Source organism: Streptomyces sp. NPDC058701 (assembly GCF_042715295.1).
In the GTDB taxonomy this organism is placed as follows: Bacteria; Actinomycetota; Actinomycetes; order Streptomycetales; family Streptomycetaceae; genus Streptomyces.
The window spans coordinates 259,501-283,037 of record NZ_JBHXSY010000005.1 but is presented as its reverse complement, the minus strand read 5'-3'; the positions used below and the strand labels follow the sequence as shown (position 1 = coordinate 283,037).

Below are 23,537 nucleotides of genomic sequence, written 5' to 3'. Positions count from 1 at the left end.
CGCTCCCCTTTCACCTTTCCCACCGCACCGGAGGGACGGGCTTGACCTCAAGTTGACTTGAGGTTGCACGATCGGTGCATGACGCAGGCGACCGCGGACACCGAGTTCCGCCACGAGGACCTGGGCCGGCTGATCGGCCTCATGACCGGGGCCGAGAAGCACGGGCCCGCCGCCACCTCCACGCTCGACGTGCTGTGGGTGCTCTACGACCGCGTGCTGCGGGTGGCGCCCGGCACCGCCCGGGACGCCGGGCGGGACCGGTTCCTGCTGTCCAAGGGGCACGGGCCCATGGCGTACTACGCCGTGCTCGCCGCGAAGGGGTTCTTCCCCGTCGGCTGGCTCGGAGGTTTCGGCTCCTACGACTCGCCGCTCGGCCACCACCCGGACCGCACCCTGATCCCCGGCGTGGAGATCGGCAGCGGCTCGCTCGGGCACGGCCTGCCCCTCGCCGTGGGCAGCGCGCTCGGGCTGCGCGCGCAGGGGCTCACCGAGCCGGCCGTGTGGGTGCTGATCGGCGACGCGGAACTGGACGAGGGCAGCAACCACGAGGCGCTCGCGTACGCCGGTTCGGCCGGTCTGGAGCGGCTGCACACCGTGGTGATCGACAACGACTCCGCCACTCACGGCTGGCCCGGCGGCATCGCCGCCCGCTTCGAGGCGGCCGGCTGGTCCGCGGCGACCGTGGACGGGCGGGACCACGCGGCCCTGCTGGCGGCCTTCACCGCGCCGCACCCCGGGCGGCCGCACGTCGTGGTCGCCCGCGTCGAGAAGAAGCAGTAGCAGGGGCAGTGGCAGTGGCAGTGGCAGTGGCAGTGGCAGTGCAGAGCGTCAAAGGGGCAGGGACAACCATGGACACCATGCGGGAACGTTTCATCTCGGTCACGTCGCGCCTGCTCGACGAGGATCCCCGGCTGGCCGTCGTGCTGGCCGAGGTCACCATGGACGGGTTCCGGCCCGCCCAGCGGCGCCACCCGGACCGGGTGATCAACGTCGGCATCAGGGAACAGCTCCTGGTCGGCGTCGGCGGCGGGCTGGCCCTGACGGGGCTGCGGCCCGTCCTGCACACCTTCGCCAGCTTCCTCGTGGAGCGGCCGTTCGAGCAGGTCAAGCTGGACTTCGGCCACCAGGGCACCGGCGGCGTCCTCGTCAGCGCGAGCGCCAGCTACGACTGGCCCGCCGGCGGGTTCACCCACATGGCACCGGGCGACGTGGCGCTGCTGGACACCCTGGACGGGTGGACGGTCCACGTCCCGGGCCACCCCGACGAGGCCGAGGCGCTGCTGCGCCACGCCTACGCCGCCGGGGACGACAAGGTGTACGTACGCCTGTCGCAGCAGTCGAACGCGGCAGCCCGACCGGTGCACGGCCCGGGCCTGCGGACGGTACGGGAGGGCCGCGCGGGCGTGGTGGTCGCCGTGGGGCCGCTGCTCGACAACGTGCTGGCCGCCACCGAGGGGCTCGACCTGACGGTGCTGTACGCGGCCACGGTGCGGCCCTTCGACGACGCGGCGCTGCGGGAGGCCGTCGGGCGGGCCGCGCCCGCCGTGGTCCTCGTCGAGCCCTACCTCGCCGGCACCTCCGCGGCCGCCGCGGGCGGAGCCCTGGCCGACGTGCCCCACCGGGTGCTGGGGCTGGGCGTGGGCCGGGCGGAGCTGCGGCGCTACGGCACGATGGAGGAGCACACCGCCGCCCACGGCCTGGACCCGCACGCCCTGCGCGAGCGGATCAGCGGCTTCCTGACACCGGCCGCGGCGGCGCGCTAGGCCGCGCGTCGCGTACGCCCGGCCCGGCGCGCGCAGCGGGTACGGCGACGACGCGGGCACGGCCGGACGGCGTCAGCCGGGGTGCGGCCGGGGCCCGACCGGGTCCCGGCCCCTCAGCCCTCGCCTCCGCGCAGTTCCGGATGGGCCGCGGCCAGCCGCTTCGGCGCCGCCTGGAGCCAGGAGTCCGTGAGGATCGTGCGCAGCTCGGCCGCGTCCGCCACGGCCGCGAGGCGCACCCGGAGCCACGCGTAGTTGTCGTCGTGGCCCTCGCGGAGGAAGAACTTCTCCGGCTCCGCCGCGATCAGCTCGGCCCGGTCCTCCTTGGGGCACTTGATCCCGATCGAGGTGTCGTCGTCCGCCAGGGCGGCGAAGACCTTGCCGCCCACCCGGAAGGTGGGCATGCCCCAGGCGAGCTTCTCGCTGCTGTCCGGGAGCGACAGTGCGATCGTACGGACGTGCTCGGCGGTCGTGGCCATCCCCGCGGCTCCTCTCCAGGTCCGGTTCCGGACGCCCGGGGCGCTCCGTACCGGCTTCCAGGCGGGGGACGCCGGAGTCCGGCATCGGGTGGAACCCGGCCCACCGACGGTAGACCCCGGCACTGACAACCGCACGCAACCGCCCGCATCGCCCGCGTCGGCCCCGCATCGGCCTCGCGCCGGCCCCGCGGCGCGCGCCTCAGACCCGCCGGTCCTCCCGTTCGTGCACCAGCGCCACCAGTTCGGCCGCCAGCTCCTTGACCGCGGCGAGCCCCTCGGTCCCCCAGCGCCGCGGCACCACGTCCACCGCGCAGACCGTGCCGAGCACGATCCCGCGCCGGTCGGTCAGCGGCGCGCCCAGGTAGGTGCGCACCCCGCTCTCGTCGACGACCGCGTTGCCCGCGAAGCGCGCGAAGTCCCGTACGTCCTCCAGCACCAGCGCCCGGCGGCGCACCACCACGTGCGGGCAGTAGCCCTGGTCGCGGGCCAGGACGCGCGCCGGGTACCCGCTCTGCGGGGCGTCGGGCGCGTGGTGCAGCCCGGCGAAGAACTGCCGTTCCTCACCGACGAAGTTGACCCCCGCGAACGGCACCTCCAGGTCGTCGGCGACCCGCCGGGCGAAGGCGTCCAGTTCGGCGTCCGTCCGCTCTCCCAGGCCGAGTTCGCGCAGCCGGACGGCGCGCGCGGGCGCTTCCCGGTCCACGGGCGTGAGCAGCAGGTGTCCGGTCGATTCGTAGTACGTCATGACGGTTCCCCCGACTCCGAAGACGATGATCTGGCCGTGGACGTGCACAGGAGGTGGCGGACGAGGGCGGCCAGCGTCCCCGTCCCGGAACTCGTCAGCCGGGCGTCGCAGCGCACGACCGGCACGTCGGGCCCGAGCCCCACGGCTTCCCGCACCTCGTGCGGCGCGTAGCGGTGCCCGCCGTCGAACTCGTTGACGGCGACGACGAAGCCGATCCCCCGCCGCTCGAAGAAGTCCACGGCCGGGAAGCAGTCGGCCAGGCGGCGGGTGTCGGCGAGGACCACCGCCCCGAGGGCGCCCGCGCACAGTTCCTCCCACAGGAACCAGAAGCGCTGCTGCCCGGGGGTGCCGAAGAGGTAGAGGACGTTGCCCCCGTCGAGGGTGATCCGCCCGAAGTCCAGCGCGACGGTCGTCGCCGTCTTCGCCTCGACCCCGTCCAGCGGGTCGGCGGACTCGCCGAGGTCGCTGAGCAGCTCCTCCGTGCTCAGCGGCTCGATCTCGCTCACCGCGCCCACGAAGGTGGTCTTGCCCGCCCCGAAGCCCCCCGCGACCAGGATCTTGAGGGTCGCGGGTGCGGGCGCGGGACGGGTGGTGTCACAGACGCGTACGGAGGCCATTGAGCACCGCTCGCAGAAGGGACTGGTCGTCGGCGGCGAGCGGGCCGTCGCGGCCCGGGAACCGGGGCGCGCGGGCCACGAGGGCGCCGTGGTGCATCAGGTCGGACAGCAGCACCTTCACGACCACTGCAGGCAGCCGCAGCTGGCCCGCCACCTCGGCGACCGTGACCGCGGCGGCGCCGGCGCACAGGCGCAGCGCGAGGGCGTGCTCGGGCCCGAGCGCGACGCGCGGGCGCACGCCGGTCGCGGTGACCAGCGACAGCAGGTCGAGCGCGGTGCCGGGCCTGGTGCGCCCGCCGCTGGCGGTGTACGGGCGCATCACCCGGCCCGCCGAGTCGTCGAGCCAGGGTGCGTCGCGCGCGGCGCCACTGCCGTACGGGCGTCCCGGCGCGCACGCCCCCGTCGTGCGGGTGCTCATCGCCCCGGTTCGGCGACGGGCCGCCGGGGCGAAACCGCCAGGTACGGCCGTACGCTCTTGACGAGCATCGCCATCTCGTAGCCGAGCACCCCCGCGTCGGCCTCGCGGTCGGCGAGGACCGCCAGGCAGGTGCCCGCGCCGGCCGCCGACACGAAGACGAGCGCGGTGTCGAGCTCGACCACCACCTGCCGGACCTCCGCGCCGTCCCCGAAGCGGGAACCGGCGCTGCGGCCCAGCGAGTACAGCCCGGACGCGAGCGCCGCCATGTGGTCGGCGCTGTCGGGGTCGAGGCCGTGAACGCAGCTCACGAGCCCGTCGGCGGTGAGCAGTACGGCGCTGCGCGTGTAGGGCACGCGCTGCACCAGGCCGCTGAGCAGCCAGTCCAGGTCCGAGAGCCGGCCGCCGGTCTGCGTCGCCACTTCGCCTCCCATGGGGGTGCGCTCCTTGCTGGGGTGAGGGGTCGGGATCATGCCTGGTCCTCCGACTGGGCCTCGCCGAAGCCCCGTTGGAAGGCGGCCATCAGGCCGGGGTCGTGCAGGGGCTGTTCGGTGGCGTCGTCCCGGCGCGCGGCCGGGGCCTCGCGCAGCTGGTGGACGAGGTGCTGCTGGGCGCGGCGCCGGGGCAGTGACGGCCGGTCGCCGCCGTCGCGCGCGGCGGGCACGGTCTGCGCGGCGGGCACGGTCCGTACGCCCGGGCCGCCGGTCGCCTCCGGCGGCCCGGCGGGCCCGTACGGCGGCTCGGGCAGCGTTCCGGGCAGGTACGCTCCCACCTCCTCGGCCCGCCCGTAGGGCGCTTGGGCCGCGACCCCGGCGAGGGGCTCACCCGGCGAGCGCGACCCCGCGGAGCCGGACTTCCACAGCGCGGAGCCGGAGTCCCCCGGCCCGGGACCGGCCGGGCCCCACGGCGCCGGCTGCTCCGCCACCCACGGGTCCGGTGCGGCCGCGCCCCACGCCCCGGCCCGGTCCGCCTCCCACACCTCCGGCCCGGCCGCGGCCCACCGCTCGGGCTCGGGCGCGGCCCACCGCTCGGGCCCGGCCGCACCCCGCGGCTCGGCCTCCCGCACCGGCTGCGCCCGCACCGCGTCCGGGGGCTCCCGGCGCGGCGGCGCCAGCCGTACGGGCTCCAGGGGAGGCTTTCCCGTACCCTCGCCGGTCCCCCAGGAGGTGGCGCGGGAACCGCCCGCCGCGTCGGCGGCGCTCGGCGCCTCCGCGCCCAGCAACTCCTGCGGCAGCACCAGGACGGCCAGCACGCCGCCGTAGATGTTGGACTTGAGCTCGACGGCGATGCCGTGCCGCCGGGCCAGGGCCGCGACCACGAACAGGCCGATCCGGCCGTCGGCGAGCAGGTTGCGGACGCTGATCTGGTCGGGGTCGCCGAGCAGGGCGTTCATCCGGTGCTGCTCCGCGGCCGGCATGCCGAGGCCCCGGTCCTCCACCTCGACCGCGATCCCGGCGGTGACTCGTTCGGCCCGCAGCACCACGTCGGTGTCCGGGGCGGAGAACACGGTGGCGTTCTCGACCAGTTCGGCCAGCAGGTGCACCACGTCGGCTACGGCGTGGCCGCGTACGCTGCCGCCCGCGGGCGGCACCACCTTGACCCGGGTGTACTGCTCGACCTCCGCCACGGCGGAGCGCAGGACCTCGCTCAGGTCGATGGGCCGGGTCCACTGGCGGCGTGAGGCGGCCCCGCCGAGGACGGCCAGGTTCTCGGCATGACGGCGGATGCGGGTGGCGAGGTGGTCGACGTGGAAGAGCTCCTTGAGCAGGTCCGGGTCCTCGACCGTGTCCTCCAGGTCGTCCAGCAGCGAGATCTCCCGGTGGACGAGGGACTGCAGCCGGCGGGCGAGGTTGACGAAGACCTCCACCTTCCGCTCGCTGTCGGACGGGGCGACCGGTCGGGCCAGCCGTACGAGGGTGCTGTGCGCCTGTTCGCGGGCGCCGCGCAGCTCCTGCGAGAGCAGCCAGAACTCGTCCACGCCCCCCGGATCGCCGCCGGGCGGCGATCCGGTGGTGCCGCCGCGCACCGGCCGCGCCGGGGCCTCGCCGCGCTCCAGCCGGTCGGCGGCCGCCCGCAGTTCCTGCCGGCCGCGCACGCTGGAGCGGCGCAGCGCCTCGCAGCGGTCGCGGACCGCCTTGGCGGAGCGCTGGGCGCCGAGCAGGGCCGCTGCGAGGGCGCCCACGACGAGCAGCGCGCATCCGGTCAGTACGGGCCACAGCCGCGCGTCCCGCTCGCCCGCGCCCCCGCCGAGCTGAAGGGTGAAGATCACCGCGGCGGCGCCGCTGAGCCCGGCGGCGAGCGCGGGCAGGAGGGCGGCGCGGAGCAGCTGGGGCCTTATCTGCCGTGCCGGACCGGTGACGGCGTGTCTCGACGGGGAGTGACGGGCGGCGCGGGGTCCGGACATCTGGGTCCTCGGTACGTGGGGCCCGGCCCCCAGCGTTCCCGGGGTCCGGTGTTGATCACCGGTTACCCACGCTAGACCGCACCGTCACACCCCGGACGGCGAGTTGGGGAACTTGGGCGGGGTGCTTCCCGCTCCCGGTGGAGCGCTCGCACACCCGCCCGAATCCCCCGGACCGCCCCACGGCCGCCCGCGCCGGGCACCCGCCCCCGGACGCCCGGCATCCCTCGCGCGCACCCGCCCCCGGACGCCCCGGCCGGGGCCGGGACGGCCGAGGGCTGTCGCTCGACTCCGCCCGCTACGTCCCCACCCGCTCCTGCTTCTCCTGCCCGCCCGCGGTCGCGGACCCCTTCCGCGCCGCCACCCCGGCCACGCCCCCCGCCTCGGCCGCAGCCACGGTGGAGGGGCCTTCGACGGGACCGGCCGTCAGACCCCGGGCGACGAACGGCCTCCACCAGGGTGCGGAGGGAACCCCGTCCGCGCCGGGCTCGAAGGGCTCGCCCGGGACGGGGAGGGCGATGGCGGCTCCCGCCTTCGCCGCGGCGGCGACGGTGCCCTCGCCCGGCTCGTCCCACGGGTGCGGGGCCAGGTTGAAGGTGCCCCAGTGGATCGGCAGCATCGTGCCGTGCGGGATGCCGCCCTGGAGGTCGAGGTGGGCCTGCATGCCCTCCTCGGGTGTCATGTGGATGTCCGGCCAGTACTCGGAGTAGGCGCCGATCTGGATCATCGTGGCGTCGAACGGCCCGTGCTCGGCCCCGATCTCCCGGAAGCCGGGGAAGTACCCGGTGTCACCGCTGTGGTAGATCCGGTGGTCGTCGCCCGCTACCACCCAGGAGGCCCACAGGGTGTGCTGCTGGTTGCGCAGGCCGCGCCCGCAGAAGTGCCGGGCGGGGGTCGCCGTGAGCGTGAGCCCGGCCACCTCGGTGCTCTCGTTCCAGTCGAGTTCGCGCAGCCGGTCGGCCGGAACGCCCCAGCGCTCCAGGTGCGCGCCGACGCCCAGCGGGACCGCGAAGAGGGTGTCCGTCCCGGCCAGGCTCTTGATCGTCGGGAGGTCGAGGTGGTCGTAGTGGTCGTGCGAGATCACCACGACGTCGACGTCGCCCAGTGAGGCCAGCGGCACCGGCACCGGGTGCAGCCGCTTCGGTCCGGCGAACGGGAAGGGGGAGCACCGGTCGCCCCAGACCGGGTCGAACAGCACCCGGCGCCCGTCGATCTCCGCGAGCACGCTGGAGTGGCCCATCCAGGTCACGCGCAGGCCGCTCGCGGGCGGCTTGGCCAGTTCCGCGAGGGTGGTCGGGTACACGGGGATCGGGGCGCCGGGGTTACGGCGGAGCCGCTGCTCCTTGCGGAAGTAGATCTTGGCGAACTCCCGCATCGATCCGGACGGCCTGGTCCGGGCGCCGACCGGGTTCTGGAAGATGCCGTCGGCGAAGTTCGGCGAGCGGCGGATGCGCTCCAGCCGGGCGCCGGACGGGTCCGCGCCGAAGGCTTCGGGACGCAGGGCGCGCAGCCGTGGACGCAGGGGACGGGAGCCGGTCAAAGCGCCTCCTGGGAGGATGGGTCACGCGGTTCGTGGACGTCTACCCCCATCCCAACGCACACGGGCCCCGAAGGATTCCACTCCCGGCCGGGTGGTCCCCCGTGTCGCAGGCGCCCCGGCCGCCCCCGCCCCTCTCCCCACTCCCCTGGCGGCGCGCCGTGCGTCCCGGCGCTCCCGCCCCCGCCCGCCTACAGCGGCAGCAGGTCCGGCCGCTTCGCCGCGACGTGGTCCCCGGAGGACTCCCCGCGCAGCCGGCGCCCGATCCAGGGGACGAGGTGCTCGCGGGCCCACTGGATGTTGTCCCGGGTGGTGTCCACCGAGCCGCGCGGCCGCTGCGGCGGCCACGGCTGGTCGGGGTCGGTCGGCACCGGGATCCCGAGGACCTGCGCGGCGCGCAGGGCCACGCGCGTGTGTCCCTCGGGCGAGAGGTGCAGCCGGTCGCCGTCCCAGGCCCGCCGGTCCTGTACGGATCTGAGGGACCAGAGGTCGAGCACCGGGCAGTCGTACCGGTCGGCGATCGCGCGCACGTGGGCGCTGTACGTCGCCACCTTGCCGCGGAGGTGCCGCAGGACGGGCACTCCCCGAGTGTCGAAGCCGGTGGTGATCATGACCTGCCCCACGGACCCGGCGAGGTCGGCCACGGCGGCCTCGAACCGCTCCGCCACGTCGTCGGGGTCGCTGCCGGGCCGGATGATGTCGTTGCCGCCCGCGCAGAAGGTCACGAGGTCGGGTGCGAGCGCCTTGGCCCGCGGGACCTGCTCGGCCACGATCTGGTCGAGGAGCCGGCCGCGTACGGCCAGGTTCGCGTATCGGAAGTCGTGCTCGTCACGTCGATCGGCCAGGAGCACGGCGAGCCGGTCCGCCCAGCCGAGAAACGAACCCCCCGGTCCCGGGTCCCCCACACCCTCGGTGAAGCTGTCCCCGATCGCCGCGTACGAGCCGATGGTCTTGAGTGTCGTCGTCGTCGCTGCCACGACGCACCATCCTTCACCCCCGCGGGCAACCTACGCCAACGTAAGCAGGGGTTAACGGACCGTGATCTGTACCACGTGCGGGATAAGGAATAAGTACGCGTCAGGCCGGGACCCCCCTCGGGTCCCGGCCTGACGCGTGTCCCTGCCGCGGCGGATGCCGCCGGACGTCTCACCGTCAGACGGTGGCGCCCTTCGAGCGGAGGTAGGCCACCGGGTTGATGTCGGAGCCGTAGGACGGGCCCGTGCGGATCTCGAAGTGCAGGTGCGGGCCGGAGGAGTTGCCGGTGGAGCCGGAGAGGCCGATGCGCTGGCCGGCGGTCACGCTCTGGCCGGCGGAGACGGACAGCGAGGAGAGGTGGCCGTACTGCGAGTACTTGCCGTCCGCGTGCCGGATCACGACCTCGTTGCCGTACGAACCGCCCCAGCCCGCGGAGACGACGGTGCCCGCGCCGACGGCCTTGACGGTGGTGCCGGAGCTCGCGATGAAGTCGACTCCGGTGTGGTAACCCGAGGACCACATGGCGCCACTCGCCCTGTACTGGGTGGAGACCCCGCCGCCGACGGGGGCCACGAAGCCGGCGCCGGAGGGCGCCGCCGCGCCGGCGGAGGTCTCGCCGCCGCCCTGCGCCTTCTGCTTGGCCTTGGGCTGCGTCTTCTTGGCGGGGGCGTCCTGCTCCCCCGAGGCGGCCTTGCCGGAGACCGGGGCCTCGGCCGGCTTCTGCTTCTTCTGGACCGGCTTCTCCGCCGGGGCCGGGGCCGGAGCCGGGGCGGCGGCGCTCGGAGCGGGGGCGCCCTTCGCGCCGAGCGTCAGCTTGAGGCCCGGGTGGATCAGCGAGGGGTCGGCGCCGACGGCCTCGCGGTTGTCGGCGTACAACTGCTCCCAGCCGCCGGCCAGGTCGCGCTGCGCGGCGATCTTGGAGAGGTAGTCGCCGGACACGACCGTGTACACGACCGGCGCGGCGGCCGGGGCGGCGACCGGTGCGGCCTGCAGCGCTACCGGCAGCTGCGGGGCCACGGCGGGCACGCTGGCCGGCGCGGCGGCCGGGGCTCCGGACGCCTGGGCGCCGGTGGCGCCCATCAGCGGCAGCGCGAGGGCCGCGCCACCGGTGCCGGCGACGGCGAAACCGCGGGAGATGGAAAGGGACTTGGGACGGCGGTGCTTACCCTTTGCGGGCATGGCGGTTTCCTCTCCGTCGCCTGCGAGGTGAGCTGTCGGGTTCGGACTGGAGATGTCCGGCCGCACACGTATGGGCACATGTACGGCTTCACCCCGAGCCGTCCCGATATGAAGACTCGGGACGGCGGCTTACCTGGTTCCCCCGCTCCTGCCGCGCGTGAATAGTCGGGTGCGGTTTTCCGGGTGGCGGCAGGATTCGGCGGTCCGCCCGGATCGATCGCGAAGGTAATCGAGTCGGGCCGCACGGAACAAGCCGCGAATTACCTGACGGAATCCCAGAGGTGAGGGATCGACGGAATTCCGGTCACCCTGCGTCCATTCCGGACCACCAACATCCGGTCTGGCTGGGCCATTCGGCTTTCGCGATCAGGCACTCACGGTCACCGTATGATCTGGCTCACGGACGGGCGCCCGATCTCGCCTCCGGATATGGCAAGTTGCTGCCAAGTAGTGCAATTCGGACACCCTACGACGACGCGGAGGAGTTCACGTGACCCAGCAGATACCCCCGACCCCGACCGGGCGGTCGCAGCCGGAGCCGAACCTGACCGGAGTGCGGAACTTCCGCGACGTGGGCGGTCTGCCGACGCGGGACGGACGGAGGGTCAGGCCGGGACGACTCTTCCGAAGCGGACATCTCGCACATGCCACCGAAACCGATGCAGAGTTCCTCAACTCGCTCGGACTCCACACCGTCTTCGATTTCCGCAACGACGCCGACCACGCCCTGGAAGGGCCGGACGTGGAGCTCCCCGGCGTGCGGAACGTCAACATCCCGCTCTCGGATCCGGCCGACGGCCGGGAGTTCTGGAAGATGGTCCGCGACGGCGATCTGGACCAGCTCCGCGGACTCCTGGGCGACGGGAGGGGCGCCGCCAGGATGGCGAACTCGTACCGCTCGATCATCGCGAACCGCACCGCCGAGCACAGCCTGGTCCTGCACGCGCTCGCCGGGGACAGCGTCCCCGCGCTCATGCACTGCGCGGCCGGCAAGGACCGGGCCGGCCTGTCCGTCGCCGTCACCCTGCTCGCCCTCGGAGTCGAGCGCGAGGCGATCGTGGCGGACTACCTGGAGTCCAACGCTCCGCACCGCCGCTACCGGCTGCGCCGCGGCAGCGACGCCCCCGAGGCCCGCTCCGCCGAGGTCATGGAGCTGCTGTCCCCGCTGTTCGACGCCCGCGCCGCGTACCTGACGGCGGCGTTCGACACCATCGACGAGACCTGGGGCGGGGTGGACGCCTACCTGGCCGAGGGCCTCGGGCTGGCGCCCGAGACCCTCGCACGGCTCCGGGCGGGACTGCTGGACTGACCCGCCGGGGCGGGCCGTCGGCGGTCAGCGGTTGCCGACGGCCTGCTTCACCAGCGTCCGGCCGAAGTCCCACATCAGCCCGGACCCGCCGTGCGCCTCGTCCATCACCTCGCGGAAGGCACCGACGAACCGGTCGACGTCGGCCTCGTCCACGACGAGCGGCGGGATGAGTTTGATCACTTCCAGGTGGTCGCCGGACACCTGGGTGAGGATGCGGTGCTTCTGCAGCAGCGGCACCACGACCATCTGCGCGAAGAGCCCCTTGCGGGCCGCCTGGAGCATCGTCCACCGGCTGCGCAGCCCCAGCGACGACGGCCGGCCGAACTCGATGCCGATCATCAGCCCGCGCCCCCGCACCTCGTGCAGCAGCTCGTACTCGTCCACGAGGGCCGCCAGCCGCCCGCGCAGCAGGTCGCCCGTGGTCCGCGCGTGCGCGACGACCTCCTCGTCCTCCATGACGGAGAGCACCGCAAGCCCGGCCGCCATCGCCTGCGCGTTGGAACCGAAGCTCGCGGAGTGGACGAGCACCCGGTCCATGGACGAGTAGACGCGTCTGAAGATCCAGTCCTTGCCCAGGGTCGCGCCGACCGGCACGTACCCGCCGGACAGCGCCTTGGCGACGCACACGAGGTCGGGCTCCACGCCCGGCTCGTGCTGGTACGCGTAGAAGTCGCCGGTGCGTCCCAGGCCCGTCTGCACCTCGTCGGCGATCAGCAGCGCCTTGTGCCGGTGCACCAGCTCCTGCGCGGCGAGCAGGAACCCGGGCGGGGCGGCGAGGACCCCCTTGCCCTGGATCGGCTCCACCACGAGGGCGGCCACGTCCCCGCGCCGCAGCTCCCGTTCCAGGGCCGCCAGGTCACCGAGCGCGATCTTCGTATCGGGCAGCAGCGGCGCGAAACCGTCCCGGAAGGCGCCCTCCCCGTTCACCGAGAGCGCCCCCGTGGTCAGCCCGTGGAAGGCGTGGTCGCAGTAGAGGACCCTGGGCCGCCCGGTGGCGTACCGGGCGAACTTCAGGGCGGTCTCCACCGCCTCGGTGCCGCTGTTGCCGAAGAAGACCCGGTCCAGGTGGGGGCTGTACGAGAGGAGCTTCTCGGCCAGCAGGCCGGGCAGCGGCTGGCAGTCGAAGCGGGTCAGGTCGGCGAGCTGGGCGTCGAGCACGTCGTGCAGCGCCCGGCGGACCACGGGGTGGTGGCGCCCCAGGCCCATCACCCCGAAGCCCGCCAGCATGTCCAGGTAGTCGTTGCCCTCGGCGTCCCAGAAATGGGCTCCCTCGGCCCGCTCGTAGACCTTGTCGAAGCCGATGGTGTGCAGCATCCGGGGCAGCTGGTGGTTGAGGTACCGGGCGTGCAGTTCGTAGCGCTCCGCGCCGCGCTCGGCCAGCAGGGCGCCGAGGTCGAAGCCCGCGCCCCGGCCGCCCCCCTCCCGCGGACCGGCGCTCATGCCGACCTGCCCCGGTTCCCGCCGATCGTCTCGCGGGCCGCCCGCAGGGACTCCTTGAGGGAGCCCATGGTGGCGAGGACGGCCGTGGGCTCGTAGCCGCAGTGCGCCATGCAGTTCGCGCAGCGCGGGTCCTTGCCGCGGCCGTACTTGCTCCAGTCGGTGTCGTTGACGAGCTCGCGGTACGTGGGCACGTAGCCGTCGCTCATCAGGTAGCAGGGGCGCTGCCAGCCGAAGAGCGAGTAATTCGGAATGGCCCAGGCGGTGCAGGGGAAGTCCGCCTTCCCTTCCAGGAAATCCAGGAAGAGCGGCGAGTGGTTGAGCCGCCAGCGACGTCGGTTGCCTCCGGAGAAGGCCTTCTTGAAGAGTTCCCGGGTCTGCTCGACGCCCAGGAAGTGCTCCTGGTCGGGGGCCTTCTCGTAGGCGTAGGCGGGCGAGATCATCATCTCGTCCACCTGGAGGTCGTCATTGAGGTAGTTCAGCACCTCGATGACCGTCTGCGGGGTGTCGGTGTTGAAGAAGGTCGAGTTCGTGGTGACCCGGAAGCCGCGCCGCTTCGCCTCCTTGATGGCCGCGACCGCCTCGTCGAAGACGCCCTCCTTGGCCACCGACTCGTCGTGGCGCTCGCGCAGCCCGTCGATGTGCACGGCGAAGGCGAAGTAGGGGGACGGCGTGAACTTCTCGATCTTCTTGCGCAGCAACAGCGCGTTGGTGCAGAGGAATACATACTTCCGCTTCGCCACCAGCTGCCGGACGATCTCGTGGATCTGCGGGTGCATCAGGGGCTCGCCGCCCGCGATGGACACCATGGGCGCGCCCGACTCCAGGACGGCGCCGACCGCCTGGGCGACCGGCATGCGCTGCTTGAGCACCCCCGCCGGGTGCTGGATCTTCCCGCATCCCTCACAGGCCAGGTTGCAGGCGTAGAGCGGTTCGAGCTCGACGATCAGCGGGAACTTCTCCCGCTTGCGGAGCTTCTGTTCGAGAAGATAGGTCCCGACCCTGATGGACTGGCGCAGCGGCATGGCCATCTGGCTCACCTCCTGGGGAGCAGCGAAGAACGGTGCCATTCATAAAAAGCGGGCAGTACGGCACGCAATACACGGAAGGCCGATATTCCACCGCGCACGGTGCCGATGCGGACGAGCTCGTGCTCCGGAGCGTCCACGATCACCCGGACGGCGGCAACGGGACGCCCCGCGGGCGCCCCGCCTCCCCGGGTTGCGGTCCACAGCGTGGCCGCGGACTCCATGTCGACCGCGACGGCGCCGGTGGCGCGCAGCCGCGCGCGCTCCTGGCCGCGGACGACGTGGTCGGATCCGGTCAGTGCGCCGAGGTGCACGGTCCGGCCGGGCGCGGCCCGGGCCAGCGCGTCGGCGAGCAGGGCCGTGCCGGTGCAGGCGACGGAACCGTGCGGGTCCCGGGTCTCCTCGGCCACCACCAGGTCCCCGGGGTGCATGCCGGGGACGAGTCCGGCGCAGAACCCGGTCGCGAGGACGGCGGCCCGGTCCATGCCCGGCCGTTCCAGGGCCCGGTGGACGGCCCGCTGGGCCGCGCGCGGTCCCATGCCGGTGCGCAGCACGGCGTACTGCTCGGGGGCTCCCCGGCCCGTGCCGCGCAGCGCCGCCCGCTCGATGCGCAGCGCGCAGGCGACGAGCAGCGGGGCGGGTTCGCCGCCGGGGCGTTCCGGCAGCGCGGCCATCACGCTTCCCCGGCGCGGACGGACGGTTCTCCGTGCAGGTAGCGGCCGAGCGCGGTGAGCGGGAACACCTGCCGGTACAGGTGGTAGTTGATGGAGAAGTCCCAGGGGAAGCCGGTCCCCGTGAAGTACGGCTCGTCCCAGGAGCCGTCCTCCTCCTGCGTGCGCACGAGGTAGGCGATGCCGCGCTCGACGGAACCGCCGTCGCGCTCGCCGGCCGACAGCAGGGCCATCAGCGCCCACGCGGTCTGCGAGGCGGTCGAGGCGCCCTTTCCGGCCCATGAGGGGTCCTTGTACGAGCGCTGGTCCTCGCCCCACCCGCCGTCTTCGTTCTGTACGGACTCCAGCCAGCGCACCGCCCGCCGGATCGCGGGGTGTCCCGGGGCGAGGCCGGCGGCGGTGAGGGCCGGCACCACCGATCCGGTGCCGTAGATGTAGTTGGTGCCCCAGCGGCCGAACCAGCCGCCCTCCGGCTCCTGTTCGGCGAGCAGCCAGTCGATGCCGCGCCGGGTCCGGGGGTCGGCGGCCCGGCCCTCGAAGGCGAGCATCTCCACCACGTGGGCGGTGACGTCGGCCGAGGGCGGGTCGATGACCTCGCCGAAGTCGCAGAAGGGCAGCTTGTTCGGGAAGGGGCTGGTGTTGTCGGCGTCGAAGGCACCCCAGGCCCCGTTCTTCGACTGCATGCCGAGGGTCCAGGACACCCCGCGGGCGATGGCCCCCTCCACCCGGGCCGGGTCGGGGTGCCTGACGCGGCGCAGGGCGAGGACGACCTCGGCGGTGTCGTCGATGTCGGGGTAGGTGTCGTTGTGGAACTCGAAGGCCCATCCGCCGGGTGCGAGCCCGGGCCGCCGCACCGCCCAGTCCCCCCTGCGCACGATCTCCTCGCCCAGCATCCAGTCGGCGGCCTTGACGAGGGCCGGGTGGTCGGCCGGCAGGCCCGCGTCCGCCAGCGCGATCGCGGCGAGGCAGGTGTCCCAGACCGGTGACTGACAGGCCTCGATCATCCGGGCGCCGTCCTCGCGCCACACCGCGAACCGGTCCAGGGACTCCAGCCCGGCGCGCATGACCGGGTGCCTGAGGTCGTAGCCGAGGAGGTGCAGGGCGATGACGGAGTACACGGCGGGCGGCTGGATCCCGCCCCAGCAGCCGTCGTTCTCCTGGCGTTCGACGATCCAGCGGCCGGCGGTGTCCATCGCCGCCTTGCGCAGCCGGCGCGGGGCGTAGCGCCGGTAGACGTGCAGCGCCTTGTCCATCCGCTGGAAAACGCCGTCCCAACTGGTGAGCGGGGACAGCCGCTTGAGCGGGTTCGGAACGCGGGCGTCGGCGTGCAGCTCGTCCAGGGCGAAGGGGCCCGGACGGACCGGACGCAGCGCGGAGACCACGGTGAGCGGGACGATGGTCTGCCGGGCCCAGCAGCCGAAGTCGTAGATGTTCAGCGGTGCCCAGGTCGGCAGGAACACCAGCTCGGGCGGGAGTTCGGGCAGGTGGTCCCAGTTCCACCAGCCGAACAGCGCGAGCCAGATCCGGGTGAAGACGCGGGCGGCGGCGATGCCCCCGTGGGCCCGGATCCAAGCGGAGGCGCGTGCCATGTGCGCGGAGTCCGGGGCGTCTCCGGCGAGGCGCAGGGCCACGTACGCCTCGATGGTGGCGGAGAGGTCGGGCGGGCCGCCGTGGAAGGTGGCCCAGGTGCCGTCGCTGCGCTGCTCGCCCCTGATGAAGAGCGCGGTGGCCGTGGTGACGGCTTCGTCGCGGATGCCGAGGAACTGCCGCAGCAGCAGGTCTTCGGCGTCCATGGTGACGTTGGTCTCCAGGTCGCCCTTCCACCACCCCTCGGGGTCCTGGCGGTCCAGGAGGTGGCGTGTCGCGCGCGCCGCGGCCTCCTGCGGCGTCCGCCGCCCCCGTCCGGGTGGTTCGGGCGGGTCGGCCACGGCCGGCTCCGGCCGGGCCGGACCCACCGACGGAACGGCCGGGTCCGGTCCCGGCCGGGGGCCGTCTTCGATTCCGCTGCCAGCGCCGGCGCTCTCCGCGCCGCCGTCGGTCGTCGCTGTCATGGCTTCCCCTTAGAACAGTGGCCTGTGCTGTGCTGGGGTCTGCCGTCGGCCGGTGCTCGCCCCGACGGGGGCGGCGCCGGCCGGCGACCGTGGCGTCATATCAGCTTGCGGGTGGCGATCACCTCTTGCGCACGACGACGAAGTCGGCGAGGGCGACCAGCTGCTCGCGCACCGTCCGCGGCATGTCCACGTCGTCCAGGGCACGGATCGCGACGGCGTGCTGGCGGCGCGCCTCGTCGGCGGTCCACCGGCGGCCGCCGGCCGCCTCGATCAGTGCCGCCCGGGCCGCGAACTCCTCCTCGGAGAAGTTCTCGAAGTCGTTGCTCTTGGCGTCGGCGGCGAGCAGCTCGGCGAGCTCCTCGCAGGCCGGCCCGCCCGCGGCGAGGGCCGCGACGACCGGCAGCGACTTCTTGCGCTGGCGCAGGTCGCTCCAGGTCTGCTTGCCGGTGGCCTCCGGGTCGCCCCAGATGCCGAGCAGGTCGTCGACGGCCTGGAAGGCGAGCCCCAGGTGGTAGCCGTACTCCTCCAGCTTGTCGGCGGTGCGGTCGTCCGCGCCGCCGAGCACCGCGCCGATGGAGACCGCGCAGGCGAGGAGGGCGCCGGTCTTGTTGCCCTCCATCTCCAGGCACTCCTCGACGCTGACGCGCTCGCGGTGCTCGTAGGAGATGTCCTGGGCCTGACCGTCGATGAGCTTGCGGCTGGCGGTCGTCAGCCGGCGGGCCGCGCGGCCCGCCTCGACGGTGCCCAGCTCCAGCAGCACCTCGTTGGCGAGGGCGAACAGCGCGTCGCCGACCAGGATCGCCAGCGCCGGTCCGTGCACCTTCCACACCGTGTCGCGGTGGCGGCGCTGCTCGTCGCCGTCCATCAGGTCGTCGTGCAGCAACGAGAAGTTGTGAACGAGTTCGACCGCGACCGCGCCCGGGACGCCGACCTCGGCCGCGGCGCCCGCGGCCTCGGCGGAGAGCAGCGCGAGGGCGGGGCGCACGGCCTTGCCTCCGTCGCCGTCCGCGGGGTTGCCCTGGGCGTCGATCCAGCCGAAGTGGTAGGCGGCGACGGTGTCCATGGGCGCCGCGAGCCGGTCGACGGCGGCGCGGAGCACGGGCGTCGACAGCGTGCGGCCGCGCTCCAGGAGGGCGAGCGTGTCCGCCTTCTCCCCGCCGGCGGCTCCCACACCGGCATCCGTGTTCTCGACGGCCGGATTCCCCGGGTTCACTGGTTCTCCTCTGGTTCCTGTACGTGCGGTGCCGGTCGTGCTGGGGGTCGTCGTCATGCCGCCTCCTGCAGAGGGTGTTCGCGGTGGCGGCCGAGTGCGGCGAGCGCGGCGTGCGCCGCGCCCAGTCCGCTCCGTACGGCGCTCTCCATGGTCGCGGGCCAGCCGGTGGCGGTCCACGCACCGGCCAGGTAGAGGCCCGGCGTGTCGGTCCGCGCGCCGGGGCGCAGCCGGCCGACGCCGGGGGTGGGGGCGAAGGTGGCCGTCCGCTCCCGGGTGACGAAGAAGTCCCGTACCTTGGCGCCGCGCGCGGCCGGGAGCAACTTCTCCAGTTCGGGCAGGTACTTGTCCCGCAGGAGCGAGACGGGCTCCTCGATGTCGTCCTGCGCGACGGACTGGGACAGGGCCAGGTACTGGCCGCCGTCGGGGAGTCCGGAGGCCTCGGTGCGGTCGAAGACCCACTGCACCGGGGAGCCGAGCGCGGCGAAGAAGGGCTGCCGGAGCACCTTGCGGTCGTAGACCACGTGGACGTTGAGGATCGGTGCGGTGCCGATGTCCAGGAGCCGGTCCGGGTCGGCGAGGGCTCCCGCCGGGAGCAGGCCGTGCGCCTCGCGCTGCGGGACGGCGAGGACGACGGTGCCCGCGGCGAGGGACTCGCCCTCGGTGTCGACCTGCCAGTGTCCTTCGGGCATACGGGAGACGGCGGTCACCCGGGCGCGCAGTTCGGTCCGTACGCCGGCCGCGTCGAGCGCCTTGCGGGCGAGCGTGTCATGCAGGTCGCCGAGCGGTACGCGGGCCCAGCCGATGTCGGCGGCGCCGTTCTCCGAGAGCAGGCCGGTCTTGAAGACCATGGCGGCCAGGCCGAGAGAGGACTGCTCCGCGGTGGCGTTGAGGGTGGCGATGCCGACGAGGTCCCACAGGGCCTCGATCGTACGGGCCGACTGGCCGTAGCGGCCCAGCCAGGTCGCGAAGTCCAGGCCGTCCAGCGCCGGGTCGGCGGGGTCGAGCCGGCGCAGCGCGAGGGCGGCGCGGCCGACGGACGCCCGCTCGGCGAGGGAGAGGTGCGGGTAGCGGGCCAGGGAGCCGGCCAGGTGCAGGGGTACGGGCAGGCGGCTGCGGCGCAGCCGGCCCAGTCGCGGGCGGCCGGGGCGGCCGACGTCGAGGACGGGGACGTCGAGCCGGTCCTGGACCGGGGCGAGGGCGGCGCCGTCCACCCGGTCCAGGAACCACCGGTAGGCGGTGCAGCAACGCAGGTACACGTGCTGGCCGTTGTCGACGGTGAGGTCGCCGCGCTTGAAGGAGAAGGCCAGCCCGCCGAGCCGCGGGCGGCCCTCCAGAAGCGTGACCCGGAGTCCCGCGTCGGCGAGTTCGAGCGCGGCGGTGACCCCGGCGAGTCCGCCGCCGACGACGACGGCGTGCCGGTCGCTGTCGCTCATGCGCCCTCCCCGGTGCTGCGGTTCCCCTGCGCGGCGGTCGCCCGCCGGGCCCGTGCGGCCGGTGCCGCGGCCGGCCGCGCGCGGCCCGCACGGAGAGACGCGCTCGGCCGGTTCCCGGTTGCCTGCGCCGCGGCCCCGCCCGGGCCGGCGGGGGCGGGCCGGGGACCGGGGCGGCGGGCCGCCGGACGGGTGGACGCGCGGCCGGGGTGCGCCGGCCGCGCGGTGCGGGTCGGGTTCATCAGATCCGCCTCCGGGCGCTCTGGCGGGAGATGGTGCGCGCGTCGAGGCCGGAGAGGCCGCGGACGGCGACGTACGCCTTCTCGTGCGTCGGCAGCGAGACGCGGCCGCGGAGCACGGCCTCCGGCTCCCGCTCGATGCGGTCGAGGAGGCGCCGGTAGATTCCGGCCATGGCGGCCACGCAGGCCCCGCTGCGCCGGTCGAGCAGGGGCAGCAGCCGGTAGCCCTCGACGAACAGGGCGCGGGCGCGGCGGACTTCGTGGTGGACCAGGCCCGCGAAGTCGGAGCCGGCGGGCATCCGCTCACCGCGGAACCCGTCCGAGCAGCCGAATTTGGCGAGGTCCTCGGCGGGGAGGTAGGTGCGGCCGTTGGCCGCGTCCTCGCGAACGTCCCGCAGGATGTTGGTGAGTTGCAGGGCGAGGCCGAGGGTGTCGGCGTACTCCCCGGCGCGCGCCGCGTCGCCGGCTCCGGGTCCGCCGGTGCCCACGGTGCCGAACACGCCGAGCGAGAGCCGCCCGATGGCACCGGCGACGCACCGGCAGTACTCCCTGAGGTCGTCCCAGGTCTCGTAGGTCTCCCCGCGGACGTCCATGAGGACGCCGTCGATGAGCTCGTCGAGGCCGCCGAGCGGGATGGGGAACCGGCGTGCGGCGTGCGCGAGGGCGACGGCGACCGGGTCGGTGTCGTCCTCGTCGATCTCCTCGGCCCGGATCCGGCCGAGCAGGGAGCGGGTCTCCTCCAGCCGGGACAGCTTCGCGCCGGGCGCGAGCGTGCCGTCGCCGATGTCGTCGACGCGGCGGGAGAAGGCGTACAGCGCGGACATCGCCTGCCGCTTGTCGGTGGGCAGCAGCCGGATGCCGTACGCGAAGTTGCGCGCCTGCGACCCGGTGACGGCCTCGCAGTAGCCGTAGGCCGCCAGGACGGGTGCGGACGGCGCAGCCGGTGACGACGCGTGTGTGGGGCCCTCCACGTTCGGGCTCACCCCTTTCTCGGCGCTTGGCGCAGGACGGCGGCCACCTCGCGGAGCAGGCCGCTCCTGGTGGGCTTGGGCGGGCCGGGAAGTACGTCGAAGCCGGCGTCGGTGACGGCTCTCAGGGCCGCGCGGCCCCCTCCGACGAAGCCCGCGAGCAGCAGCCGGAGCCTGCCGTGCACGCTGCCCACGAGCGGGGTGCCCTCATCGAGCAGCGCGGCGGCGCGCTCGCTCTCGAACGCGATCAGGGAGCGTACGGACGCGCCGGCGCTCGGGGCCTTCAGGTCGGTCTCCGTGACGTGGAAGCGCCGCATGTCCTCGCCCGGCAGGTAGATCCGGTTCCGGTCGAGGTCCTCGGCGACGTCCTGGAGGTGTTCGGCGATCTGCAGGGCGGTGCAGACGGCGTCGGAGCGGCGGATCCGCTCGGGGGTGCTGGTGCCGGTGAGGGAGAGCACGAGGCGGCCCACCGGGTTCGCGGAGAGCTCGCAGTAGGCGAGGAGTTCGCCGTACGTCGCGTAGCGGGAGACGCGCTGGTCCCGGCGGTTGGCCTCGATGAGTGCGAGGAACGGCTCGGGGGTGAGTCCGTGCGCGCGCACCACGGGCCGGAGGGCCAGCAGCAGCGGGTGGCGCGGCAGGCCGTCGGCGGCGCCGAACACCCGGTGCAGGTCGGTCTCGAAGGCGTCGAGCATCGCGGACCGGTCGTCGGCGGCGGCCGGGTCGAGGCCGAGGAGCACCGCGTCGCGGCCGCCGGGGGCGAGGTCCCCGTCGCCGATGTCGTCGACGAGGCGGGCGTACCCGTAGACCGCCGTCAGGCCTTCGCGCCAGGCGCGCGGCAGGAAGACGGGGGCGACGGGGAAGTTCTCCGTCCGGGCCTTGCCGAGGGTGGCGCGCGCGTGGTCCGTGTCGGACCCGGGCCGGTTGTCGTGCCCCGGGGTCACCGCCCGCCGCCCGGGGCGGGGACGGCCGTCGTGCCTGGGGGCCGGAGAATTCCCGTAGCCATTGCCGTCACATCTCCCGTTCTACACTGCCGACCCAATGCATCCTATTTCGGACACGCCGCCGGGGATTCCCCGGGGTACCTCAAGGCCGTTCACCTGCGGTGAATCGTCCCCTCTTGCCGCGATTCAGGACCGCTTCAGCTTACGCTGTACAGCGCCGCGAAGGCCGCTCGGGGATTCGCTCCGCCACCGAATGTCGCTGTATCCGCCGTCGAATGTCGCCGAATGCCGTCGAACAGCGTCGAATGGCGGGGAAATGCACCGGAGGCCGCCCGGCCCGGAGCACGGACACCACGAGGCCCCCGCCGCGCTGAGCGGCGGGGGCCTCGTCGTTGACGTCCGGGGGCGGACGTCAGCCGTTGGTCGCCTTCTCGTAGGCCGAGACGACTTCCTCCGTGGGCCCGTCCATGAGGAGCTCGCCCTTCTCCAGCCACAGCACGCGGTCGCATGTGTCGCGGATCGACTTGTTGTTGTGGCTCACCAGGAAGACGGTGCCCGCCTTCTCCCGCAGTTCGCGGATGCGGTTCTCGGAGCGCACCTGGAAGCTGCGGTCACCGGTGGCGAGGGCCTCGTCGATCATCAGGACGTCGTGGTCCTTGGCCGCCGCGATGGAGAAGCGCAGGCGCGCAGCCATTCCCGAGGAGTAGGTGCGCATCGGCAGGGAGATGAAGTCGCCCTTCTCGTTGATGCCCGAGAAGTCGACGATTCCCTGGTAGCGCTCCCTGATCTGCTCGCGGCTCATGCCCATGGCGAGACCGCCGAGGACGATGTTGCGCTCGCCGGTCAGGTCGTTCATCAGCGCCGCGTTGACGCCCAGCAGCGAGGGCTGGCCGTCGGTGTACACCCGGCCCTCCTCGCAGGGCAGCAGGCCCGCGATGGCGCGCAGCAGCGTCGACTTGCCGGAGCCGTTGGAGCCGATGAGTCCGATGGCCTCGCCGCGGTACGAGGTGAAGGAGACCCCCCGTACGGCGTGGACCCGGCGGACGCCGCGCGCCTCGCCCTTGCCCCGGCGGACTATTTTGCTGAGCGCGGCGGTGGCCGCGCCCTTGCCGGCTCCGCCGGTGTTGACGCGGTAGACGATGTGCACGCCGTCCGCGATCACGGTGGGGATGCGCCCCTCGGTTTGCTCAGCCACGGCCGTAACGCTCCTCAGCCTTCCAGAAGTACACGAAGCCCCCGAGGCCGATCACCACGGCCCAGCCCACGGCGAAGGCCCAGACGTGCGGCGGCAGGTTGCTCGCGCCGTAGTCGTCGATCAGGGCGAACCTGATGAGGTCCATGTAGATCGCCACCGGGTTCCACAGCAGCACGTCGCTGATCCACTGCGGCTGGTCCTTGAGGTAGATCCCGATCGGGAACATGACGCCGGAGGCGTACATCCAGGTACGCATCACGAACGGCATCAGCTGCGCCAGGTCGGGGGTCTTGGAGCCCATGCGCGCGAAGATCATGGCGAGGCCGGTGTTGAAGACGAACTGGAGCGCCAGCGTCGGGATCACCAGCAGCCAGGACAGCCGCGGGTAGTTGCCGAAGCTGATGGCGATGACGAAGACGACGATCATCGAGTACATCAGCTGCTGGAGCTGCTGGAGCGAGAAGGAGACCGGGAGGGCGGCGCGCGGGAAGTGCAGCGCCCGCACCAGCCCGAGGTTCCCGGAGATCGCCCGGACGCCGGCCATCACCGAGCTCTGGGTGAAGGTGAAGACGAAGATGCCCATCATCAGGAACGGGACGTAGACGCCCTTCGGCATCTCCTTGCCCGCTCCGAGGATCAGGCCGAAGATCAGCCAGTAGACGGCCGCGTTCAGCAGGGGGGTCGCCACCTGCCAGACCTGGCCGAGCTTCGCCTGGCTGTACTGCGCGACCAGCTTGGCCCGGGAGAACGCCATGACGAAGTGACGCCGGCCCCAGAGCTGGCGGACGTAGTCGCCCAGGCCGGGGCGGGCGCCGCTCACGGACAGGCCGTACTTCCTGGCGAGCTCCGCGGGGCTCAGCCCCGCGTCTTCGGACGGCGGCTTGCTCGTGGCGAGGGCGCCGTCGTGGGTTGTGTCACTCACAAGTTGAAACTTTCCGTCTTCAAGA

At 73.5% G+C, this 23,537-nt stretch carries 22 protein-coding genes and 1 riboswitch; of the genes, 3 read left to right on the top strand and 19 right to left on the bottom strand.

The annotated features are described in order from the left end of the window. Positions 1 to 78: 78 nt before the first annotated feature. Positions 79 to 780 carry a transketolase gene (locus ACFWW8_RS07680; RefSeq protein WP_386525006.1) on the top strand — a complete coding sequence of 234 codons (702 nt, stop codon included), beginning with the start codon at positions 79 to 81 and terminating at the stop codon, positions 778 to 780. A 68-nt stretch (positions 781 to 848) separates the two neighbouring features. Continuing rightward, positions 849 to 1,763 (top strand): transketolase family protein, encoded by a 915-nt coding sequence (locus ACFWW8_RS07675; RefSeq protein WP_386525003.1) that lies wholly within the window; start codon positions 849 to 851, stop codon positions 1,761 to 1,763. A gap of 113 nt (positions 1,764 to 1,876) precedes the next feature. On the opposite strand, the gene ACFWW8_RS07670 is transcribed toward ACFWW8_RS07675, so the two are convergent. From ACFWW8_RS07670 to ACFWW8_RS07630, 9 genes are all read right to left on the bottom strand, one after another. Further along, positions 1,877 to 2,239 (bottom strand): MmcQ/YjbR family DNA-binding protein, encoded by a 363-nt coding sequence (locus tag ACFWW8_RS07670; protein WP_386525000.1) that lies wholly within the window; start codon positions 2,237 to 2,239, stop codon positions 1,877 to 1,879. 199 nt (positions 2,240 to 2,438) lie between these two features. Beyond that, positions 2,439 to 2,984 (bottom strand): GAF domain-containing protein, encoded by a 546-nt coding sequence (locus tag ACFWW8_RS07665; protein ID WP_386524997.1) that lies wholly within the window; start codon positions 2,982 to 2,984, stop codon positions 2,439 to 2,441. After that, a complete protein-coding gene (locus ACFWW8_RS07660) occupies positions 2,981 to 3,601 on the bottom strand; it encodes an ATP/GTP-binding protein (RefSeq protein ID WP_386524994.1) in 621 nt (206 codons plus the stop codon). Before ACFWW8_RS07660 ends, ACFWW8_RS07665 begins: the two co-directional genes overlap by 4 nt. Continuing rightward, positions 3,579 to 4,019, bottom strand: a complete 441-nt coding sequence (locus tag ACFWW8_RS07655; RefSeq protein WP_386524991.1) for a DUF742 domain-containing protein — start codon at positions 4,017 to 4,019, stop codon at positions 3,579 to 3,581. Before ACFWW8_RS07655 ends, ACFWW8_RS07660 begins: the two co-directional genes overlap by 23 nt. Further along, positions 4,016 to 4,450: a roadblock/LC7 domain-containing protein gene (locus ACFWW8_RS07650; protein WP_386525124.1), complete on the bottom strand. Its 435-nt coding sequence runs from the start codon at positions 4,448 to 4,450 to the stop codon at positions 4,016 to 4,018. Before ACFWW8_RS07650 ends, ACFWW8_RS07655 begins: the two co-directional genes overlap by 4 nt. A 35-nt stretch (positions 4,451 to 4,485) precedes the next feature. Continuing rightward, the gene (locus ACFWW8_RS07645) at positions 4,486 to 6,420 is read right to left on the bottom strand and encodes an ATP-binding protein (RefSeq protein ID WP_386524988.1); all 1,935 of its coding nucleotides are present in this window, start codon (positions 6,418 to 6,420) and stop codon (positions 4,486 to 4,488) included. A 295-nt stretch (positions 6,421 to 6,715) separates the two neighbouring features. Next, entirely contained in the window at positions 6,716 to 7,957 is a 1,242-nt protein-coding gene (locus tag ACFWW8_RS07640; protein WP_386524985.1) for an MBL fold metallo-hydrolase, read from the bottom strand. A 188-nt stretch (positions 7,958 to 8,145) separates the two neighbouring features. Further along, positions 8,146 to 8,931, bottom strand: coding sequence for an SGNH/GDSL hydrolase family protein (locus tag ACFWW8_RS07635; RefSeq protein WP_386524982.1), 786 nt, complete (start codon positions 8,929 to 8,931; stop codon positions 8,146 to 8,148). A 175-nt stretch (positions 8,932 to 9,106) separates the two neighbouring features. Beyond that, positions 9,107 to 10,108 (bottom strand): LysM peptidoglycan-binding domain-containing M23 family metallopeptidase, encoded by a 1,002-nt coding sequence (locus ACFWW8_RS07630; RefSeq protein ID WP_386524979.1) that lies wholly within the window; start codon positions 10,106 to 10,108, stop codon positions 9,107 to 9,109. A gap of 2 nt (positions 10,109 to 10,110) precedes the next feature. Next, positions 10,111 to 10,286, bottom strand: a riboswitch (cyclic di-AMP (ydaO/yuaA leader). 312 nt (positions 10,287 to 10,598) lie between these two features. On the opposite strand from ACFWW8_RS07630, the gene ACFWW8_RS07625 reads away from it, so the two are divergent. Continuing rightward, positions 10,599 to 11,417, top strand: coding sequence for a tyrosine-protein phosphatase (locus tag ACFWW8_RS07625; protein ID WP_386524976.1), 819 nt, complete (start codon positions 10,599 to 10,601; stop codon positions 11,415 to 11,417). Between the two features lie 24 nt (positions 11,418 to 11,441). On the opposite strand, the gene ACFWW8_RS07620 is transcribed toward ACFWW8_RS07625, so the two are convergent. The 10 genes from ACFWW8_RS07620 to ACFWW8_RS07575 all read right to left on the bottom strand — a co-directional run bounded on the left by ACFWW8_RS07620 (position 11,442) and on the right by ACFWW8_RS07575 (position 23,512). Continuing rightward, on the bottom strand, positions 11,442 to 12,857 hold the full coding sequence (locus ACFWW8_RS07620; protein ID WP_386524973.1) for an aspartate aminotransferase family protein: 1,416 nt from the start codon (positions 12,855 to 12,857) through the stop codon (positions 11,442 to 11,444). Continuing rightward, on the bottom strand, positions 12,854 to 13,885 hold the full coding sequence (gene hpnH / locus ACFWW8_RS07615) for an adenosyl-hopene transferase HpnH (RefSeq protein ID WP_386524970.1): 1,032 nt from the start codon (positions 13,883 to 13,885) through the stop codon (positions 12,854 to 12,856). Before hpnH ends, ACFWW8_RS07620 begins: the two co-directional genes overlap by 4 nt. Positions 13,886 to 13,890: 5 nt before the next feature. Further along, complete coding sequence (locus ACFWW8_RS07610; protein WP_386524968.1) at positions 13,891 to 14,556, bottom strand: 1-hydroxy-2-methyl-2-butenyl 4-diphosphate reductase; 666 nt, start codon at positions 14,554 to 14,556, stop codon at positions 13,891 to 13,893. Further along, entirely contained in the window at positions 14,556 to 16,604 is a 2,049-nt protein-coding gene (gene shc, locus ACFWW8_RS07605; RefSeq protein WP_386524965.1) for a squalene--hopene cyclase, read from the bottom strand. The genes ACFWW8_RS07610 and shc overlap by 1 nt, the downstream gene beginning before the upstream one ends. A gap of 118 nt (positions 16,605 to 16,722) precedes the next feature. Further along, a complete protein-coding gene (locus ACFWW8_RS07600) occupies positions 16,723 to 17,817 on the bottom strand; it encodes a polyprenyl synthetase family protein (RefSeq protein ID WP_386524962.1) in 1,095 nt (364 codons plus the stop codon). 53 nt (positions 17,818 to 17,870) lie between these two features. Continuing rightward, positions 17,871 to 19,250, bottom strand: coding sequence for a hydroxysqualene dehydroxylase HpnE (gene hpnE, locus ACFWW8_RS07595; protein ID WP_386524960.1), 1,380 nt, complete (start codon positions 19,248 to 19,250; stop codon positions 17,871 to 17,873). Between the two features lie 238 nt (positions 19,251 to 19,488). After that, positions 19,489 to 20,469: a presqualene diphosphate synthase HpnD gene (gene hpnD, locus ACFWW8_RS07590; protein WP_386524957.1), complete on the bottom strand. Its 981-nt coding sequence runs from the start codon at positions 20,467 to 20,469 to the stop codon at positions 19,489 to 19,491. Further along, the gene (hpnC, locus tag ACFWW8_RS07585) at positions 20,466 to 21,395 is read right to left on the bottom strand and encodes a squalene synthase HpnC (protein ID WP_386524954.1); all 930 of its coding nucleotides are present in this window, start codon (positions 21,393 to 21,395) and stop codon (positions 20,466 to 20,468) included. The genes hpnD and hpnC overlap by 4 nt, the downstream gene beginning before the upstream one ends. A gap of 412 nt (positions 21,396 to 21,807) precedes the next feature. Beyond that, positions 21,808 to 22,590, bottom strand: coding sequence for an ABC transporter ATP-binding protein (locus tag ACFWW8_RS07580; RefSeq protein WP_386524951.1), 783 nt, complete (start codon positions 22,588 to 22,590; stop codon positions 21,808 to 21,810). Further along, positions 22,583 to 23,512 (bottom strand): ABC transporter permease, encoded by a 930-nt coding sequence (locus tag ACFWW8_RS07575; RefSeq protein WP_386524948.1) that lies wholly within the window; start codon positions 23,510 to 23,512, stop codon positions 22,583 to 22,585. The genes ACFWW8_RS07580 and ACFWW8_RS07575 overlap by 8 nt, the downstream gene beginning before the upstream one ends. Positions 23,513 to 23,537: the final 25 nt, after the last annotated feature.

Coding starts and splice junctions, on each gene's coding strand:
- ACFWW8_RS07645 (WP_386524988.1), bottom strand. CDS start 6,420: ATGTCCGGACCCCGCGCCGCCCGTCACTCCCCGTCGAGACACGCCGTC.
- ACFWW8_RS07620 (WP_386524973.1), bottom strand. CDS start 12,857: ATGAGCGCCGGTCCGCGGGAGGGGGGCGGCCGGGGCGCGGGCTTCGAC.
- ACFWW8_RS07650 (WP_386525124.1), bottom strand. CDS start 4,450: ATGGGAGGCGAAGTGGCGACGCAGACCGGCGGCCGGCTCTCGGACCTG.
- ACFWW8_RS07660 (WP_386524994.1), bottom strand. CDS start 3,601: ATGGCCTCCGTACGCGTCTGTGACACCACCCGTCCCGCGCCCGCACCC.
- hpnH (WP_386524970.1), bottom strand. CDS start 13,885: ATGGCCATGCCGCTGCGCCAGTCCATCAGGGTCGGGACCTATCTTCTC.
- ACFWW8_RS07675 (WP_386525003.1), top strand. CDS start 849: ATGGACACCATGCGGGAACGTTTCATCTCGGTCACGTCGCGCCTGCTC.
- ACFWW8_RS07630 (WP_386524979.1), bottom strand. CDS start 10,108: ATGCCCGCAAAGGGTAAGCACCGCCGTCCCAAGTCCCTTTCCATCTCC.
- ACFWW8_RS07670 (WP_386525000.1), bottom strand. CDS start 2,239: ATGGCCACGACCGCCGAGCACGTCCGTACGATCGCACTGTCGCTCCCG.
- ACFWW8_RS07655 (WP_386524991.1), bottom strand. CDS start 4,019: ATGAGCACCCGCACGACGGGGGCGTGCGCGCCGGGACGCCCGTACGGC.
- shc (WP_386524965.1), bottom strand. CDS start 16,604: ATGACAGCGACGACCGACGGCGGCGCGGAGAGCGCCGGCGCTGGCAGC.
- ACFWW8_RS07680 (WP_386525006.1), top strand. CDS start 79: ATGACGCAGGCGACCGCGGACACCGAGTTCCGCCACGAGGACCTGGGC.
- ACFWW8_RS07665 (WP_386524997.1), bottom strand. CDS start 2,984: ATGACGTACTACGAATCGACCGGACACCTGCTGCTCACGCCCGTGGAC.
- hpnE (WP_386524960.1), bottom strand. CDS start 19,250: ATGAGCGACAGCGACCGGCACGCCGTCGTCGTCGGCGGCGGACTCGCC.
- ACFWW8_RS07610 (WP_386524968.1), bottom strand. CDS start 14,556: ATGGCCGCGCTGCCGGAACGCCCCGGCGGCGAACCCGCCCCGCTGCTC.